16 protein-coding genes are annotated in these 15,233 nt (G+C 69.5%); 8 read left to right on the top strand and 8 right to left on the bottom strand.

The genetic code is table 11. The annotated features are described in order from the left end of the window. Position 1: 1 nt before the first annotated feature. Positions 2-358: an NADH-quinone oxidoreductase subunit A gene (locus ACIBG5_RS17085; RefSeq protein WP_360450429.1), complete on the top strand. Its 357-nt coding sequence runs from the start codon at positions 2-4 to the stop codon at positions 356-358. On the opposite strand, the gene ACIBG5_RS17080 is transcribed toward ACIBG5_RS17085, so the two are convergent. Beyond that, entirely contained in the window at positions 355-1,254 is a 900-nt protein-coding gene (locus ACIBG5_RS17080) for an ornithine cyclodeaminase family protein (protein ID WP_396392456.1), read from the bottom strand. The two genes, ACIBG5_RS17085 and ACIBG5_RS17080, sit on opposite strands and share 4 nt — an antisense overlap. A 44-nt stretch (positions 1,255-1,298) precedes the next feature. On the opposite strand from ACIBG5_RS17080, the gene ACIBG5_RS17075 reads away from it, so the two are divergent. The 3 genes from ACIBG5_RS17075 to ACIBG5_RS17065 all read left to right on the top strand — a co-directional run bounded on the left by ACIBG5_RS17075 (position 1,299) and on the right by ACIBG5_RS17065 (position 4,180). Further along, on the top strand, positions 1,299-2,318 hold the full coding sequence (locus ACIBG5_RS17075; protein WP_396392455.1) for a dipeptidase: 1,020 nt from the start codon (positions 1,299-1,301) through the stop codon (positions 2,316-2,318). A gap of 1 nt (position 2,319) precedes the next feature. Then, positions 2,320-3,669 carry a serine hydrolase domain-containing protein gene (locus ACIBG5_RS17070; RefSeq protein ID WP_396392454.1) on the top strand — a complete coding sequence of 450 codons (1,350 nt, stop codon included), beginning with the start codon at positions 2,320-2,322 and terminating at the stop codon, positions 3,667-3,669. Between the two features lie 292 nt (positions 3,670-3,961). Then, entirely contained in the window at positions 3,962-4,180 is a 219-nt protein-coding gene (locus tag ACIBG5_RS17065; protein ID WP_396392453.1) for a hypothetical protein, read from the top strand. A gap of 117 nt (positions 4,181-4,297) precedes the next feature. Here ACIBG5_RS17065 and ACIBG5_RS17060 read toward each other — a convergent pair whose 3' ends face one another. From ACIBG5_RS17060 to ACIBG5_RS17035, 6 genes are all read right to left on the bottom strand, one after another. Continuing rightward, on the bottom strand, positions 4,298-7,216 hold the full coding sequence (locus tag ACIBG5_RS17060; protein ID WP_396392452.1) for an AAA family ATPase: 2,919 nt from the start codon (positions 7,214-7,216) through the stop codon (positions 4,298-4,300). Positions 7,217-7,329: 113 nt separating this feature from the next. Continuing rightward, complete coding sequence (locus ACIBG5_RS17055) at positions 7,330-7,491, bottom strand: hypothetical protein (RefSeq protein ID WP_396392451.1); 162 nt, start codon at positions 7,489-7,491, stop codon at positions 7,330-7,332. A gap of 13 nt (positions 7,492-7,504) precedes the next feature. After that, positions 7,505-7,633: a hypothetical protein gene (locus tag ACIBG5_RS17050; RefSeq protein WP_393380563.1), complete on the bottom strand. Its 129-nt coding sequence runs from the start codon at positions 7,631-7,633 to the stop codon at positions 7,505-7,507. Positions 7,634-8,108: 475 nt separating this feature from the next. Next, a complete protein-coding gene (locus tag ACIBG5_RS17045; RefSeq protein WP_396392450.1) occupies positions 8,109-8,816 on the bottom strand; it encodes a GntR family transcriptional regulator in 708 nt (235 codons plus the stop codon). 7 nt (positions 8,817-8,823) lie between these two features. Continuing rightward, complete coding sequence (locus tag ACIBG5_RS17040) at positions 8,824-9,354, bottom strand: cysteine hydrolase family protein (protein ID WP_396392449.1); 531 nt, start codon at positions 9,352-9,354, stop codon at positions 8,824-8,826. Further along, positions 9,354-10,811, bottom strand: coding sequence for a purine-cytosine permease family protein (locus ACIBG5_RS17035; protein WP_396392448.1), 1,458 nt, complete (start codon positions 10,809-10,811; stop codon positions 9,354-9,356). Before ACIBG5_RS17035 ends, ACIBG5_RS17040 begins: the two co-directional genes overlap by 1 nt. Before the next feature lie 84 nt (positions 10,812-10,895). Here ACIBG5_RS17035 and ACIBG5_RS17030 point away from each other — a divergent pair, with 84 nt between their 5' ends. Genes ACIBG5_RS17030 through ACIBG5_RS17015 form a run of 4 tightly spaced genes read left to right on the top strand, consistent with a single transcriptional unit; the run spans position 10,896 to position 14,032 of the window. Next, positions 10,896-11,741, top strand: a complete 846-nt coding sequence (locus tag ACIBG5_RS17030; RefSeq protein ID WP_396392447.1) for an alpha/beta fold hydrolase — start codon at positions 10,896-10,898, stop codon at positions 11,739-11,741. Positions 11,742-11,745: 4 nt separating this feature from the next. Further along, the gene (locus ACIBG5_RS17025; protein ID WP_360450461.1) at positions 11,746-12,306 is read left to right on the top strand and encodes an NADH-quinone oxidoreductase subunit B family protein; all 561 of its coding nucleotides are present in this window, start codon (positions 11,746-11,748) and stop codon (positions 12,304-12,306) included. Then, positions 12,303-13,112, top strand: a complete 810-nt coding sequence (locus tag ACIBG5_RS17020; protein ID WP_396392446.1) for an NADH-quinone oxidoreductase subunit C — start codon at positions 12,303-12,305, stop codon at positions 13,110-13,112. The genes ACIBG5_RS17025 and ACIBG5_RS17020 overlap by 4 nt, the downstream gene beginning before the upstream one ends. Beyond that, positions 13,109-14,032: a GNAT family N-acetyltransferase gene (locus tag ACIBG5_RS17015; protein WP_396392445.1), complete on the top strand. Its 924-nt coding sequence runs from the start codon at positions 13,109-13,111 to the stop codon at positions 14,030-14,032. The genes ACIBG5_RS17020 and ACIBG5_RS17015 overlap by 4 nt, the downstream gene beginning before the upstream one ends. Here ACIBG5_RS17015 and ACIBG5_RS17010 read toward each other — a convergent pair. Continuing rightward, positions 14,017-15,225: an NAD(P)H-binding protein gene (locus tag ACIBG5_RS17010; protein ID WP_396392444.1), complete on the bottom strand. Its 1,209-nt coding sequence runs from the start codon at positions 15,223-15,225 to the stop codon at positions 14,017-14,019. The two genes, ACIBG5_RS17015 and ACIBG5_RS17010, sit on opposite strands and share 16 nt — an antisense overlap. Positions 15,226-15,233: the final 8 nt, after the last annotated feature.

The following is a 15,233-nucleotide window of genomic DNA, read 5'->3' as shown; positions in this document are numbered from 1 at the left end:
CGTGTCGGAGAGCTATGGGGTTGTCCTCGCGGTGGTCGCGCTCGGCCTGGTCGGGCTGATCGGCGCCTTCGCGCTGAACAAGGCGCTCACCGTCACCTATCCGACCGAGAACAAGCTCAAGACGTACGAGTCCGGCGTCGACCCGGTCGGCGAGGGCTGGGCGCAGGTGCACATCCGGTACTACCTGTTCGCCTATCTGTACGTGATCTTCGCCGTCGACGCGATCTACCTCTTCCCGTGGGCGACGATCTTCGCCACCCTCGGCTTCTCCACCTTGATCGAGATGTTCGTCTTCCTCGCCTTCGTCGCGGTCGGCCTGCTCTACGCCTACCGCAAGGGCGTCCTCCGCTGGACCTAGGCGCGGGCCAGCGCCGCCGCGATCGCCCAGTCCTGGGGGCCGATGCCGACCGACTTGAAGACGGTGCGGCCGGTCGACGCCGGGGGAGCTGAGAGGGCGGTCCCGAGCTCGATCAGGTCATCTCGCCGCAGTACACCGGAGGTGATGGCGTCGATGATCTCGCCGGACTCTTCCAGCGCCGCTTCCTGCTGATCGACCAGGACCGTCGACGCAGTGGCGAAGAGGTCGCGCGGTAGCTCGCGCATCGTCGGACGGAAGGCGCCGATGGCGTTGACGTGGACGCGGTCGGGGAGCGCGTCAGCGGTGAAGAGCGGCGTGGTGGACGACGTGGCGCAACAGACGATGTCCGCGTCGGCGATCGCGTCGTCGATATCCGTGCCTGGAGTGAACTTCACCTCGGGAAACTCGTCGGCCAACGCCTTGCTCAGCCCCGTTGCCCGGTCAGCTGAGCGACCGGTGACCATGACGTCGGCGATCGGTCGTACGGCGAGAACTCCGCGCACCTGGTCGGGTGCCTGAGCGCCGGTCCCGATCAGCGTGAGCCGGGTCGCGCCGGCCGGAGCGAGCAGATCGGTGGCGACCCCGACGACCGCACCGGTCCGTAGTGTGGTGATCGAGCTGCCGTCCGCGACGAGTTGATCGCCGGCGCCGGTCCAGATCACCGTCGCGCGGATGGCCGGCACCTGATCGAGCGCGATACCGATCTTCTTCACCACCGCGCTCCCGGTCGGCGTGTGGTACGCCGACATCACCAGCACCGACCCGTTGCCGAAGATCTGCCGCGGCGGCAGGACGAAGTTCCCCGCCGCCAGTTCCCGGAACGCGTCCCGCACCGCGTCGATCGCCGTACTCATCGGAACCGCACGCCGGACATCCTGAGCCGAAAGCACCTTCACCGGCCCGAGCATATTCTGATCCCCACCGACTGTGAGGGGATCGAGTGAACGACCTGCATCGGAACGCGCTGGTGGCGGATGCGCACAACGACCTGTTGATGCTGGTGGCGCGAAGGCCGAAGGCGACGTGGGCGCAGTACTTCCGGGAGCGGTGGATCCCGCAGTTGCGCGAGGGTGGGATCGACGTCCAGGTGCTGCCGGTGTTCATCGACGACGAGTTCCGGCCCGAAGGTGCGTTGCGCGAGACGCTGCGGATGATCGAGGCCGCGCATCGGATCGCCGAAGGCAATGCCGATGAGGTCGCGCTCTGTACGGCGCCCGGCGACATCGCGGCCGCGACCGGCGCCGGCAAGATCGCGCTGGTGCTGGCGCTCGAAGGCTGCCCGCAGATCGACAACGACCTCGAACTCCTGCAGACGCTGCAGCGGCTCGGCGTCCGGATGGTGTCGTTCACCCACTTCGGCCGCAGCGCGCTCGGCGACGGATCGGGCGAGGACGCGACCGGCAGCCGGCTCACCCACGCCGGCGTCGAGGCGGTCGGTCTGCTCGAGGAGCTCGGCGTACTGATCGACGTCTCGCACGTCGGTCGCGGCGGCGTCGAGCACATCCTCGAGCTGGCGACCAAGCCGCTGGTCGCGTCGCACTCCAGCACGTTCGCCCTGCGCGACCACCACCGCAACCTGACCGACGAGCAGTTGCGGGGAATCGCGGCCACCGGCGGCGTCATCTGCGTGAACTTCTTCGCCGGATTCCTCACCACCGCGGAGAAGCCGACCGTCGAGCACCTGGCCGACCACCTCGAGTACGTCGTGAACGTCGCCGGCGCCGACCATGTCGGGCTGGGCAGCGATTTCGTGGCCGAGGTGTTCGGGGAGAAGGTCCCGGCCTGCGACCGTCCGCTGGTCATCCAGGGCCTCGATGTCGAGGTCTTCGTGCCCGGTCTCGAAGGCCCGGCCGGGATGCCGCTGGTCACCGACGCGCTCCAGCGCCGTGGGTTGTCAGAGGCAACTATTCGCAAGGTACTCGGCCAGAACCTGGTTCGTGTTCTCTCATCGGAGGCGTGAGATGCAAAGCTGGTTGGACAACAACCTCGGTCGGCTGATCGAGAAGCACGAGGTGCCGGCCGCGTCCGTCGCGGTCTGGGCCGACGGCGAGCTGAGTACGGCGGCGGCCGGCATCCTCAGCCTGAACACCGGCGTCGAGGCCACCACCGACTCCGTCTTCCAGGTCGGCTCGATCACCAAGCTGTGGACCACCACGCTGATCGCCCAGCTGGTCGCCGAAGACAAGGTCGACCTCGACCGGCCGGTCCGCGACTATCTGCCCGAGTTCAAGCTCGGCGACGAGGCCGCGGCCGCGTCGATCACGCCGCGGCACCTGCTCACGCACACCGCCGGCTTCTCGGGGGACGCCTTCACCCCGACGTCGCGTGGCGACGACGGCGTCGAGCTGTTCATCCGCGATGTGCTGCCCGGCCTGGCCCAGGAGGTTCCGCCCGGCGCGGGGTTCTCCTACAACAACTCGGGCTTCGTCGTCCTCGGCCGGATCGCCGAGGTCCTGCGGGGCAAGCCGTATCACGAGCTGATCCGCGAACACATCGGCGTACCGCTGGAGTTGAAGCATCTCGCCACGATCCCGGACGAGGCGTTGCTGTACCGGGCCGCGGTCGGGCACATCTCGCCGAAGCCGGATCAGCCTTTGCAGGCCGCCCCGGTGTGGAGTCTCGTGCACGCGATGGCACCGGCAGGCTCGTTGCTGGCGATGAGTGCGAGCGACCTGATCACCTTCGGCCGGGCGTACCTGGACGCGTCGCTGCTGGACCGGGCCACGATCGACCGCCTGTGGGAACCGCAGGTCGACGTACCGCCGACCGGTGGCTTCCCGGCTCACTGGGGCCTCGGCTGGATGATCTTCACGCTCGATGGCGGGACGGTCTACGGTCATGACGGCGGGACCGTCGGACAGTCCGCGTTCTTCCGGCTGGTCCCGGGCAAGGGCGTCGCGGTCGCCCTCCTGACCAACGGCGGCAACACCTCGTCGCTGTACGACGAGCTGGTCGGCCACGTCCTGCGGGAGAGTGCGGGGATCGAGCTGCCGGCCCGGCCGGTGCCGCCGGCCGAGCCGGTCGAGATCTCGGCCGACCTGGTCACCGGCCGGTACGAAGGTGTGCTGACCACCTCGACCGTCAGCGTCGAGGACGGCGAGTTCTGGGTGCTGGAGGAGGCAGTCGGCGAGGAGGCGAAGGTGATCCTGCCCGAGCCGCGGCGGACCCGGCTGGTCCCGCTCGACGACTCCCGGTTGATCGGCGCCGAGCCCGAGCACGGTGATCACACGGTGCTGGCGTTCCGGGATCCGGTCGACGGCCGGGCGTCGTACCTGTTCCAGGGCGGACGGCTCACACCGCGCAGCAGGTGAGAACACTCGTTTAAAGCGGACCGACCGGTGCATGAAGTCCCGCCGCACTGGGAAGGAGTGTCAGTGACGTGCGGCGTGGCTGGGGCCGTGGCACGTCGCGCTGTCATCGAGAGTCACCTGCCTCGCCTTCACCGGATCGTTGCCGGGTCACCCTTTGTGATTGCGGACGGCAACTATTGTGAGGGTCCGCCGTACCCTGGATAACGGATTGCGTACAGCCTGTCGCCAAGTGGTCAACCTGGAGTTATGGTGATTACTCGGGGGAATGGGGTGAGTACGGGGTGGTGAGGCTATGGCGTGGCAACTGTGGGTGGCGATCGCACTCGCAGCGACCGGGGTCGTGATCCTGGTCGCGTGGCGAATGCGGCACGCCCAGCACGTCTTCGACGACATCATCCGCATCGACCGTTCCGCCGAGAGTAGCCAGTCCGATCCATCCGGTGACGAGCTCGCCCAGGCGAGGGCCCGCCGGATCCCACCGCAGTCGCCGCCGCGCCGCAAGCACGGATAACGCGACCCGAGAAGACGCCCGGTCCCCACCCGGGTTCCGCCCAAGCCGCTCACGTTCGGTGGCCCGCACAGCGCCGAACGTGAGCGGCTGCGGGACTGCGTCGGAGACTGTGGGATCTCAGTCCAGCAGTCCGTCCCGCCTGGCCACCGCGGCCGCCTCGGTCCGCGACCGGACGCCGAGCTTGCCGAGGATGTTCGACACGTGCACGCTCACGGTCTTCTCGCTGATGTACAGCTCCCGGGCCAACTGCCGGTTCGTCCGGCCGTCGGCGACCAGCTTCAATACCTCGGTCTCTCGCGCGGTCAGCGCACCTGAGCCCAAGCCGGGTCCCTCGACTCCGCCGAGCTCGTCCAGCAGCGGCTTCGACCCCAACTCCCGGCCGACCTCGGCCGCCAGCGCCGCCTGCTCGTTCGCCTCGGCCACCCGGCCCGCGGCACGCAGCGCGGCCGACAACCGCACGCGCGACCAGGCCTGCTCGAAGACGTACCCGTACCCGAAGGCGTCCATGGTCCGTTGCCACGCGGCCACATGCTCCTCCGGTGACGGCGGATCGATCCCGGTCAGCCACCGGAGCCGCTCCCATTCCGCCTCCAGCCGCGACAGCCAGGCCAGCCCTTCGACACCGATCACCCGGCCGGGCGGTAGCCCCTTCTCCACCGTCGCCTGTCCGGTCGCGAGCAGCTCGGAGCCTCGGGCAACCAACTCCTCGGCCGCCGACGGCTCGCTCACCGCCCGGTGGCACAGCAGTTGCATTCCGAGCGTCGTGAAGCGGATCTGGGCCATGAACCACTCGGTCTGGAACACGTCCGCCAACAGCGCGGACACATCCGCGATCAGCTTCTCCGCGTCAGCGACCTGGTCGAGTTGGCGGTAGGCGTCCACGGCCGGCTGCAGACCGATGATCGGCAGCATGACGTCCAGGTCCCACCACTTCCGCATCCGCTCCAGCTCTTCCGCGACGGAGGTGTCCCCGCGTCCGCTCCGGACCGCGAAGTCCACCGCGCGGAGCGCCGCCGCCGACGCGGCCGGAGTCTTGGAGTCCGTCCGGGCGGTGGCCGTCGCGTCGTCCCAGTCGCCCAGGACGAACTGCGTCAGCGCGAGCATCCGCCGCGCGTCGAACCCGTACGCCGCCCACTGCCGGCCGAGCTCACCGGCGCGCTGCGAGGCATGGACGAGCGCAGTCTTCGCGCCCTGCAGGTCGCCCTCCTCGTAGTACGTCGAACCGAGCAGGAACCGGCTCCGTACCTCGGCCGCCGCGTCACCGGTCAGCTGCGCCCGTACGGCGGCCTCCTCCAACTGCCTGGCGGCCGCGACCGGGTCACCGGCCCGGCGCCGGAGCTGGGCCAGGGTGATCCCGGCGTCACCGGCGGCCGACTCCTGGCCGGCCTCGCGAGCGATCTCGAGCGCCTTGTGCGCCCAGCGCTCCGCCTCCATCGGGCGGCCGAGCGCGTCGGACACCCGTGCGTACAGCGAGGCGACCTGGGCCTTGAAGACGGTCGACGGCTCGTCGGACACCAGCTTGAGCGCCTGCGTGACGGCTTCGTTGGCCTCCTGGTCATGGTCGACGATCAGCGCGATGTCCGCGAGCGGCAGCAGCAACTGAGCCCGCTGCAGCTTCGGCGCGTCCGCCGGCAGATCCACGAGCGCCTTGCGCAGCAGCTTGAGCGCGCGCAAATGCTGCGAGGACAACGTGGCCGCCAGCGCGGTGTCGACGATCAGCCAGGTCTTGTCGATCGTGTTGTCGGGCGATGCGTTCGGGAACAGCTCGAGCGCCATCTCGTAGTGCTTGAGCGCCTCCTGCGGCGCGGCGACCGTGATGGCCTCCTGCCCGGCCCGGACCCGCGCCTCGAACGCGGTGGCCAGGTCGTGCGACCGGGTGGCGTGCCCGGCGAGCTCGGCCGCCGTACCCGCGACGGTCTGGTCCTTGAGCGCCTGCACGTACGCCGCGTGCTGGCGGACCCGCTCGCCGGGCAGGAGGTCGTCGTACACAGCCTCGGCCAGCAGGGCGTGCCGGAAGTAGTAGCTCGCGTTGCCCGGTACGTCGATGATGTGGGCGTCGATGAGCTCGCGCAGGGCCTGGTCGAGCTCGCGGTCGGGCAGTCCGGCGACGGTGGTGAGCAGCGTGTGCGGCACCCGGCGGCCGGCGACGGCGATCACGCGGGCGACCTGCCGGGCGTCGTCGGACAGCGGATCGAGCCGGACCAGCAGCAGGTCGGCCAGATCGGGCGGTACGGCATCGCCGTCGCCCATCGAAGCCGCGGCCACCAGTTCCTCGGTGAAGAACGCATTCCCGCCGGCTCGCTCGAGGATCCGTCGTACCTCGGTCTCCGAGAGCGGCTTGGAGACCAGCGAGTCCAGCAGAGTGCGGGACTCGTCGGCGTCCAGGGGCGCCACGTTGACCCGGCGTACGCGCGGGTTGCGGGACCACTCGGCGATCGGGCGGCGCAGCGGGTGGCGGCGGTGCAGGTCGTCGCTGCGGTAGGACACGACCAGGGCCAGGCGCTGTGAGGTCAGCCGGGTGATGAGGAAGCCGATCAGGTCCCGGGTGGAGTCGTCGGCCCAGTGCGCGTCCTCGATGATCACCAGCAGTGGCTCGCTGGTGGACAGCGCGGTGAACGCGCCCAGGACCGCGTCGAACAGGGCGGCCCGGTCGAGCTGGCCCTCCTGGGGCACGGGCTGGGCGCCGATCAGGCGGTGGGTGGGCAGGAGCCGGCCGATCGCCGGGAAGTTCGTCAGGACGCTCTCGACCAGATCGGGCCGCTCGCCGGCCAGCCGGCCGAAGATCTCGGTGAACGGCAGGTACGGCAGGCCGGCATCGCCGAAGTCGGTGCAGTGCCCGACCAGGACGCCGAAACCGCGCTCGTGGGCCCCGGTGGCCACTTCGTCCAGCAAGCGGGTCTTCCCTACGCCCGCATCACCAGACAGCAGAACCGCGCCGGCGCGGCGCGTTCTCGCGTCGTCGACGGCACTGAGGAGGGCGGCCATCTCGGTCGAGCGGCCGACGAGAGGTGTCGAGGTCCAGGGCACATCGTCCATCTTCGCCCCTGGAGCCGACACAAATCGACGGCATCCCGTCCGCTGACCCTCCCGGGCAACGAAAACGCCGTCCCTGACCGTTCTTGTCGGGTCAGGGACGGCGGTCCCGGCGGTCATGCCGCCGTTGTGGGTCGGAGGGTCCGGCGCGCGTGCCGCGGCTCGGGCTGGTGGGCCCGCTCCGTGTGCTCCCGGCGCGTCGCCGTCCGGAACTCACGCTTGGTCCGCTCCTGCTTGTAGGCGGTCTCCGCCTGGATCAGCTGGGGTGTGATGAACATGGTCTGCCTCCCTTCAGGCTTTCCGGCCGAACAGGTGGACGAGGTTCCGGCGGGTCCGGGGGTTCCGGTGCTGCCGGAAGTCGCGGCTGAGGCGCTCCCTGCGGTAGGCGACCTCTGCCTTGACGGAGTCGTTGAAGTACATGGATTCCTCCTGGTCTGGTGCCGGCTTCCTGCCGACACCCTCAATCTGCTCGTCTGAGGTGACCCCGCACATCGGAGTTCCTCCCTATCCCTGCGCCTCAGGCGCCCTTAGACGCTCCGGGTACGGCGTAGGAGGTACCTAGTGCCCTGAACGACGGTGCGGCCGGCTCCCCGGGGGGAGCCGGCCGCTGGACGGACGGGGGACGGCGGGTCTCTCGCGTTCACATCGCCGGACGGGCCCGCAGCTCGGGCGCGCAGGGCTCGGGAGACTGCACCTTGGGCTTGCGCTGGAACCAGCCGGGGCGCTGGAAGTCACGCCGCAGGCGGTTCTGTCGGTAACGGACCTCTGCCTGGAGCGAGTCTGGTGAGTAGAAGAACATTGATCTCCTCCGGGAGCTTGTCGATGAGGAGACAGTGCTCGCCTGAGGGGGAGTGCCACATCGGCACAACTCCCTATGCCCTCCGGCCCGGCGCCCTTAGAAGCCGTAACTGAGGCTTAGTTCGAAGTGTTCGGGGTCCAGCAGGCAGTCGGCCTGCTCGGCGAAGGTGTCCGCCGCGGTCCAGCTGGTCCGCTCGGTGTGCAGGAACCAGGTCCCCTCGGGCCGGCCCAGCAGTTCGGCCTCGGCATGGTTCAACGGGCGGCCGCGAAGCCGTTGCTCACAGTGGTCGAGATGCAGGCCCGCCCGGCTCAGCGTCGTACTGATCGAGCCGTTGTCCAGGCCGCGGCCCGGCAGGTCGCGCAACGACTCCAGTGCCGGGATCCGGCTGCGCTCCAAGGAGATCGGGACACCGTCCGACAGTTGCCTCACCCGCTCGATCACGATCACGCCGGGGTCGTCCAGCCCGAGCCGCCCGGCCAGGGCGGGATCCTGCTCGAGGGCGATCTTCACCGTCCGCATCCGGGTCTCGACGCCCTGCTCGGACAGCGCGTGCGTCCAGCCGAGCCGGCCGTCCAGCGGCCGCCCGTCGAACAGCACGAACGACCCCTTGCCGGTCCGGGTGGCGATCAGCCCGTGGTCGGTCAGTACGGCGAGCGCGGCGCGGACCGTGTTCCGGCTGACCGAGAACCGCCGGGCCAGTTCGACCTCACCGGGCAGTCGCGCACCACGGCGTACCAGGCCGGAACGGATCTCCCGGGTCAGGACCGCCGCGACGCGTTCGTGCTTCAGTTCGATCTCGGGCATCGGCGGCTCACTGGGTACTACGGAGCTGGTCGATCGTGACGACCTCGAGCATCGGTGCGTACAGCCGCATGATGTCGAGCGCCTTGCGGTGGTTGTCCGCGGTCGAGCCGGCACACGCCTCCTCGACCACCTGGACCTGGATCCCGGCGTCCACAGCGGCCAGCGCGGTGCTGATCACGCAACAGTCGGTGGTGACGCCGCCGAGGACCAGCCGTCCGTCCGGCGCGGCCGCCTCCGCCAGCTCCGGACCCCACTTGCCGAGGGTGGTCTTGTCCAGAGTTGCAGCGCCCTTGAACTCGTCGACGAGCTGGTAGTCGGCCGACTCCGGCGGCTGCAGCGCGAACGGGAACTCCTGGTAGTACGCGACCCAGGAACCGGTTGGTTTCTCCGGTGCCACGAACCGCGTGAAGACGACGTCCGGCGCGAACAGTTCGACCAGTTGTTTGGTGGGTTCGACCACCCGCCGGAAGTCCGGCGCGGCCCAGCCGGAGCCGGGATCGGCGAAGATCCGCTGCAGGTCGATCAGCGCGAGGACCATCAGGCGACCGCCTCCTGGGTGCGTACGGCGGCCGCACCGGCGAACCGCTGGACGACGAAGCCGAGCACCAGCGCGACCAGGATGCCTAGGTTCGCGAACGCCCAGTCGCCTTCCTTGCCGCCGAGGCCGAGCGGCCCGAGCAGGTAGCCCTGCCAGGTCAGCCACGACGCCAGCGTGTTCGTGACCAGTCCCCACCCGATGCCGGTGGCAACGATCATCGTGATCACCGGCAGCCACCGCACGTCGCCGTAACGGCCGCGGGCGTCGTACAGGTCGGCCTCGGCGTAGTCGCGCCGGCGGGTCGCGAGGTCGGCGAGCATGATGCCGCACCAGGCCGCGATCGGGACGCCGAGCGTGATCAGGAAGCCCTGGAACTGGGCCAGGAACTCGCCGCCGTAGAACACCACGTAGATCGTGCCGGCGATCATCACGACGCCGTCGATCAACGCGGCGACGTACCGCGGTGCGGGCAGTCCGATCGCCAGCAGGGACAAGCCGGACGAGTAGATGTCCAGCACCGCGCCACCCACCAGGCCGAGCACGGCCACGATCACGAACGGCACCAGGAACCAGGTCGGCAACGCCTCCGCGAGCGCCCCGATCGGGTCCGCTGCGATCGCGGCGCTCAGATCCTGCGACGATCCGGCCAGCAGGAGTCCGAACACCAGCAGTACGACGGGTGCCACCGAGCCGCCGAACGTCGTCCAGCCGACCACGCCGCGGCTCGACGACTCACGGGGCAGATAGCGGGAGTAGTCGGCCGCCGCGTTGACCCAGCCGAGCCCGAAGCCGGTCATCAGGAACACCAACGCCCCGATCACCTGCTGGCTCGAGCCGCTCGGCAGCGCGGACACCGTGCTCCAGTGGATCTGGTCGGCGACCAGGATCATGTAGACGACGGTGAGTACGCCGGTGACCACGGTGATGATCGTCTGCGCCCGCATGATCAGGTCGAACCCGAGCACGCCGCAGGCAACGATCAGTACGCCGACCACGACCAGCGCGATCACCTTCGTCAGGGTGCCGCCGCCCCAGCCGAGGCGTTCGAAGACGGTCGCGGTCGCCAGCGTCGCGAGGATCGTCAGCACGGTCTCCCAGCCGACCGTCAGCAGCCACGACACCACCGACGGCAGTTTGTTGCCGCGGACACCGAACGCCGCGCGGCCGAGCACCATCGTCGGCGCCGAGCCGCGCTTGCCGGCCAGCGCGATCAGCCCGCAGAGCAGGAACGAGAACACCACCCCGATCACCCCGGCGATGACCGCCTGCCAGAACGAGATCCCGAAGCCCAGCGCGAACGCGCCGTAGCTCAGGCCGAGTACGGAGACGTTCGCCCCGAACCACGGCCAGAACAGCTGGCTCGGCCGGCCCTTCCGGTCGGCGTCCGCGATCACGTTCAGTCCGTTGCTCTCCACCGCGAGCGCCCGGGTCTGCTGCACCTCGAGCTGGTCGGCCATGGTGACTCCCCACACTGAATGGACCTGTTCAGTCCTGTTCAATCACGGTAGGACGGAGGGTCGGAGTGGTCAACAATGAATGCCATGCTGAGCGACGCGGTGGACGGATTCAGGCTGGCGTACGACCGGGCCGGCGAGGGACCAGCAGTGGTGCTGCTGCACGGATGGCCGGGTGACCGGACCGACTACCGGCTGCTCGCACCGATGCTGGTCGAGCGTGGTTGCGAGGTGGTGGTGCCCGACCTGCGCGGTTTCGGGGAATCGGACCGGCAGTCGACGGATCCCGCGCAGTACGGCGTCCAGGCGCAGGGGCGGAGTGTGATCGCACTGGTGGAGGAGCTCGGGCTGGAGCGTCCGGTGCTCGCCGGGTACGACGTCGGCAGCCGGGTCGCGCAGGGGATCGCGCGGAACCGGGCCGACCTGATCGAGGGCATGGTGGTCGCGCCACCGCTGCCGGGGATCGGGAAGCGGGTGTTCTCCGAGCGCGCGCAGGCGGAGTTCTGGTACCAGGCCTTCCATCGGCTGCCGGTGATCGAGGAGCTGATCGACGGGAAGCCCGACGCGGTCCGGTCCTATCTGCGGCACTTCTGGACGCACTGGTCCGGCCCGGGCTTCGAGCCGGACCTCGATCATCTCGTCGAGACCTACTCCGTGCCGGGTGCGTTCACCGCCTCGCTCAACTGGTACCGGGCGGGTGCGGGCTCGGTCGCCACCTCCGCGGCCGAGTCGTCGCCGCCGTCGTACGACCGGATCGGCGTACCGACGGTGGTGCTGTGGCCGGAGTTCGATCCGCTGTTCCCGCGCGCCTGGTCCGATCGGCTCGACGACTTCTTCGCCGACGTACGGCTTCGGCCCGTGGACGGTGTCGGACACTACGCGCCGCTGGAGTACCCGGAAATCCTCGCCGAAGAGATTGTCGGACTAGGCTGACCACATGTCCCAGACCGAGCTGCCGATGCCGACCGTGCGGCCGGCTGTGGGTGCGCTGGCGAAGCTCGCGCCCGAGCCGGTCCGGTACCTGCTGAACTGGGGCCGCAAGTACTCCCTCTGGGTGTTCAACTTCGGCCTGGCCTGCTGCGCGATCGAGTTCATCGCCGCGTCGATGGGCCGGCACGACTTCATCCGGCTCGGCGTGATCCCGTTCGCGCCCGGTCCGCGGCAGGCCGACCTGATGGTGGTCTCCGGCACCGTGACGGACAAGATGGCGCCGGCGATCAAACGGCTCTACGACCAGATGCCGGAGCCGAAGTACGTGATCTCGTTCGGCTCCTGCTCGAACTCCGGTGGCCCGTACTGGGACTCGTACTGCGTGACCAAGGGCGTCGACCAGATCATCCCGGTCGACGTGTACGTGCCCGGCTGCCCGCCGCGGCCGGAGGCGCTGCTGCAGGGCATCCTCAAGCTGCAGGAGAAGATCGCCGGCGAGAACATGCCGAGCCGGTACGACGAGCCCTCCGCCGCGGCACTGACCCGCGGCCTGGTGACGCCTCAGTGAGCAGCGACGCGCTCGAGGCGCTGACCGCGGCCGGCATCGCCGCGACCCAGTCCGACAGCTTCTCGCCGACGGCGATCGACGTACCCGCGGAGTCGTGGGTGGCGGCGCACGAGGTGTTGCGGGATGCCGTTGGGTACACGTTCTTCGACTTCCTGTCCGCTGCGGACGAGCTGACGGATGGGTTCCGGGTGGTGTCGCATCTCGCGGACTTCTGGGGTGGTGCGCACGTCGAGCATCTGCTGGTGCGCACGCTGATCCCGCGGGACAAGCCGGTGCTGCCGACGCTGTCCGAGTTGTACGCCGGGGCGAACTGGCATGAGCGGGAAACGTTCGAGATGTTCGGGATCAGCTTCGAGGGTCATCCGAACCTGATCCCGTTGCTGCTACCGGACGGCTTCGAGGGCAACCCGTTGCGCAAGGAGTTCATCCTCGCGTCCCGGGTCGCGAAGCCGTGGCCGGGCGCCAAGGAGCCAGGCGAGTCCGACCACGCTCCGGCACACGGCGCCCCCAGCCGCCGGCGCACCCTTCCCCCTGGCGTCCCCGACCCGGAGACCTGGGGCCCGCGCCCCGCCGGATCTCCTGACCCAGATCCACTTGCCCCCGCCCAGGCGGCCGCCACCCCGGCCCGCCCCCGCCGCGCCGGCGCCGAACGCCGCCCCCGCAAACAGGCCGAGGCCCCGCCACCGGAATCTCCCCCTGCGGAAGCGCCCTCCGCGGATGCACCCTCGTCGGAAGCGCATTCGCCGGACGCTCCCTCGGCGGACGCGCCCTTGCCGGACGTTCCCTCGGCGGAGCCTGAGGCGTGATTCCGACTGCGGACGAGTTGGCGCGCTACACGCTCGACCGCCAGCACCCTCTCACACGCACCTGGGTGGACGACGCGACGCGGCTGAAGGCGTTAGCAGAGGTGCACGCGGATCCGGACTTGCTCTTGGCAACAGATCTGGAGATCGCCGCGCTGCGTGTCGAGCGGTTCGCTCCGGGACATGCCGCCGAGTCGATGCTCAACTACTGGCTGCCGGCCGGCGACGACCTGCACGCCATGATCAGCATGCGCTTCGAGGGCCTCGACCCGACGAAGCCCTTCGTCGACGCGACCCCGATGACCCGCGCACCGCGCACTTCGGACCTCCCCGCCCTGGCCGCAGTCGCACGCGAGATCTACGGCATCCACAACCCGCGCTACGTCCGCCTGTGGAGTGCCGAGGCTGGGATCCCTGGCACCCAACCCGACCGCCGCTTCTTCGCCGCCCCGATCAGTCAGCTACAACCTCACGACGTACCGCCCGAGCTCGCACTCGTCCCGGCGCGCGGCGTCGACCACTACGACGAGGCCCAGCATGCGTACGACGCCGTGGACGCCGCCCACCCACATCACACCGAAGAGGCATCGCTTCAGGACCGTGAGGATCTGGCTGAGTCAGCCGAGGAGGGCCTCCTCTTCGACATCACCGTCGACGGCGAGTGGGCCGGATACGCGGCCGGAGTCGACAATCCCGAGGACTCGCTGGGCCTCCCCGCGTACGTCGTACGGGAGATGATCCTCGCCCCGAAGTACCGAGGCCGAGGCTACGGCCGCCACCTGAGCGCCCTCCTGGCCCAAGCCCTGCCGGACCCGACCCGCATCCTCATCGGCACCATCCACTCCGCCAACCGCGGTGCCCGCACCGCCGCCCTATCCGCCAACCGCCACGACATCGGCGGCTGGCTTCAGTTGCCCTTGTAGTAGAAGACTTCTTCGCGGGTTATTTGGCCGGAGATTACGGTGCAGAGGGAGAGTTTGGTGGTTTGGGAGAGTTGGCCGGTGGTGGGGTCGCGCTGGTCGAAGGTGAAGCGGATGGCGAAGCGGTCGTCGAGCAGGAGGGGGCCGAGGACCTGGACGCCGACGTACTCGATGCCGGCGCTGAGCCGTTGTGCGTTCTCGAGGATGGCGTCGGCTCCCTTGAGTTCGATCTCCTCGCCGCCGGTTTCCAGTGGCGCGATGCGGACGACGTCCGGCGCGGCCAACGCCATGGCCTCGTGGACGCGGCCGGTGCTCAGGAGGCTCACGTAGCGGTTCGCGACCTCGGCTGTGGACAGGACACGGAACTCATCCGCGTGTTCCCGGGCCCAGTCCGCGAACGTCAGCGCCGGGCGGCCGGTGAACTCCGCGACCGTGGTCGTCACAGGCTCGGGATCGTCGACGAGCTTCGCCCAGTAGGTGACCGCGCTCTCCGCGAGCGCAGGGTCAGCGCCTTGGTCGAGCATCGCCTGCCGGGCCCGCTCAGCGGACAGTTCCTCGATCCGCATCTCTTTGCCCACGGCCCGCGCGATCGTCTCCACCTGCTCGGCCTGGGTCAGCACCTCAGGTCCGGTCAGGTCGTACGCCTGCCCGCTATGCCGATCGTCCAACAGCGTCAGTACGGCGACCGCCGCGATGTCCCGCTCGTGGATCAGTGACCGGCCGGCCTTCGGATACGGCAGTCGTACGACGTCACCGCCCCGGAAGTCCGCGGCCCAGCCCTGTGCGTTGACGGCGAATCCTCCGGGCCGTACCGCGGTCCAGTCCTTACCCGACTGCCGGAGCAACTCCTCGACGTCGCCCCAGACGCCGCCGGACGGTGCGTTCAGCGAGGACAGGTACACGACTCGCCGCGGCAGTTCCGCAACGATGGCCTCCGCGCCATCCGCGCTGTACGCCGGCCACAGCAGGAACGCCGCATCCACGCCGGCCGCAGCCCGTCGTACCGCTGCCGGATCATAGATATCGCCCTGGATCAGCTCGACGCCCGGCGGCAAGGCGGCGCGGTCAGGTTTCCGGACCAGGGCGCGAACGGTCACACCCGCCGCGCGCAGTCCATCCACCACATGCCGGCCGACGCGCCCGGTCGCTCCGGTCACCAGAGCGGTGCTCAGCTGAGTCTGTTTCTCATCGGTCATACGACCCA

The sequence above is a fragment of the Kribbella sp. NPDC050241 genome (assembly GCF_044459685.1).
Classification (GTDB): domain Bacteria; phylum Actinomycetota; class Actinomycetes; order Propionibacteriales; family Kribbellaceae; genus Kribbella.
Note: the sequence above shows the minus strand (reverse complement) of the source record. Positions and strands in the feature narration are given on the sequence as shown.

Excerpts from the sequence above, each read along its gene's own strand:
- ACIBG5_RS17070 (WP_396392454.1), top strand. The coding sequence starts at position 2,320 with ATGCAAAGCTGGTTGGACAACAACCTCGGTCGGCTGATCGAGAAGCAC.
- ACIBG5_RS17065 (WP_396392453.1), top strand. The coding sequence starts at position 3,962 with ATGGCGTGGCAACTGTGGGTGGCGATCGCACTCGCAGCGACCGGGGTC.
- ACIBG5_RS17060 (WP_396392452.1), bottom strand. The coding sequence starts at position 7,216 with ATGGACGATGTGCCCTGGACCTCGACACCTCTCGTCGGCCGCTCGACC.
- ACIBG5_RS17055 (WP_396392451.1), bottom strand. The coding sequence starts at position 7,491 with ATGTTCATCACACCCCAGCTGATCCAGGCGGAGACCGCCTACAAGCAG.
- ACIBG5_RS17050 (WP_393380563.1), bottom strand. The coding sequence starts at position 7,633 with ATGTACTTCAACGACTCCGTCAAGGCAGAGGTCGCCTACCGCAGGGAG.
- ACIBG5_RS17045 (WP_396392450.1), bottom strand. The coding sequence starts at position 8,816 with ATGCCCGAGATCGAACTGAAGCACGAACGCGTCGCGGCGGTCCTGACC.
- ACIBG5_RS17040 (WP_396392449.1), bottom strand. The coding sequence starts at position 9,354 with ATGGTCCTCGCGCTGATCGACCTGCAGCGGATCTTCGCCGATCCCGGC.
- ACIBG5_RS17035 (WP_396392448.1), bottom strand. The coding sequence starts at position 10,811 with ATGGCCGACCAGCTCGAGGTGCAGCAGACCCGGGCGCTCGCGGTGGAG.
- ACIBG5_RS17030 (WP_396392447.1), top strand. The coding sequence starts at position 10,896 with ATGCTGAGCGACGCGGTGGACGGATTCAGGCTGGCGTACGACCGGGCC.
- ACIBG5_RS17025 (WP_360450461.1), top strand. The coding sequence starts at position 11,746 with ATGTCCCAGACCGAGCTGCCGATGCCGACCGTGCGGCCGGCTGTGGGT.
- ACIBG5_RS17010 (WP_396392444.1), bottom strand. The coding sequence starts at position 15,225 with ATGACCGATGAGAAACAGACTCAGCTGAGCACCGCTCTGGTGACCGGA.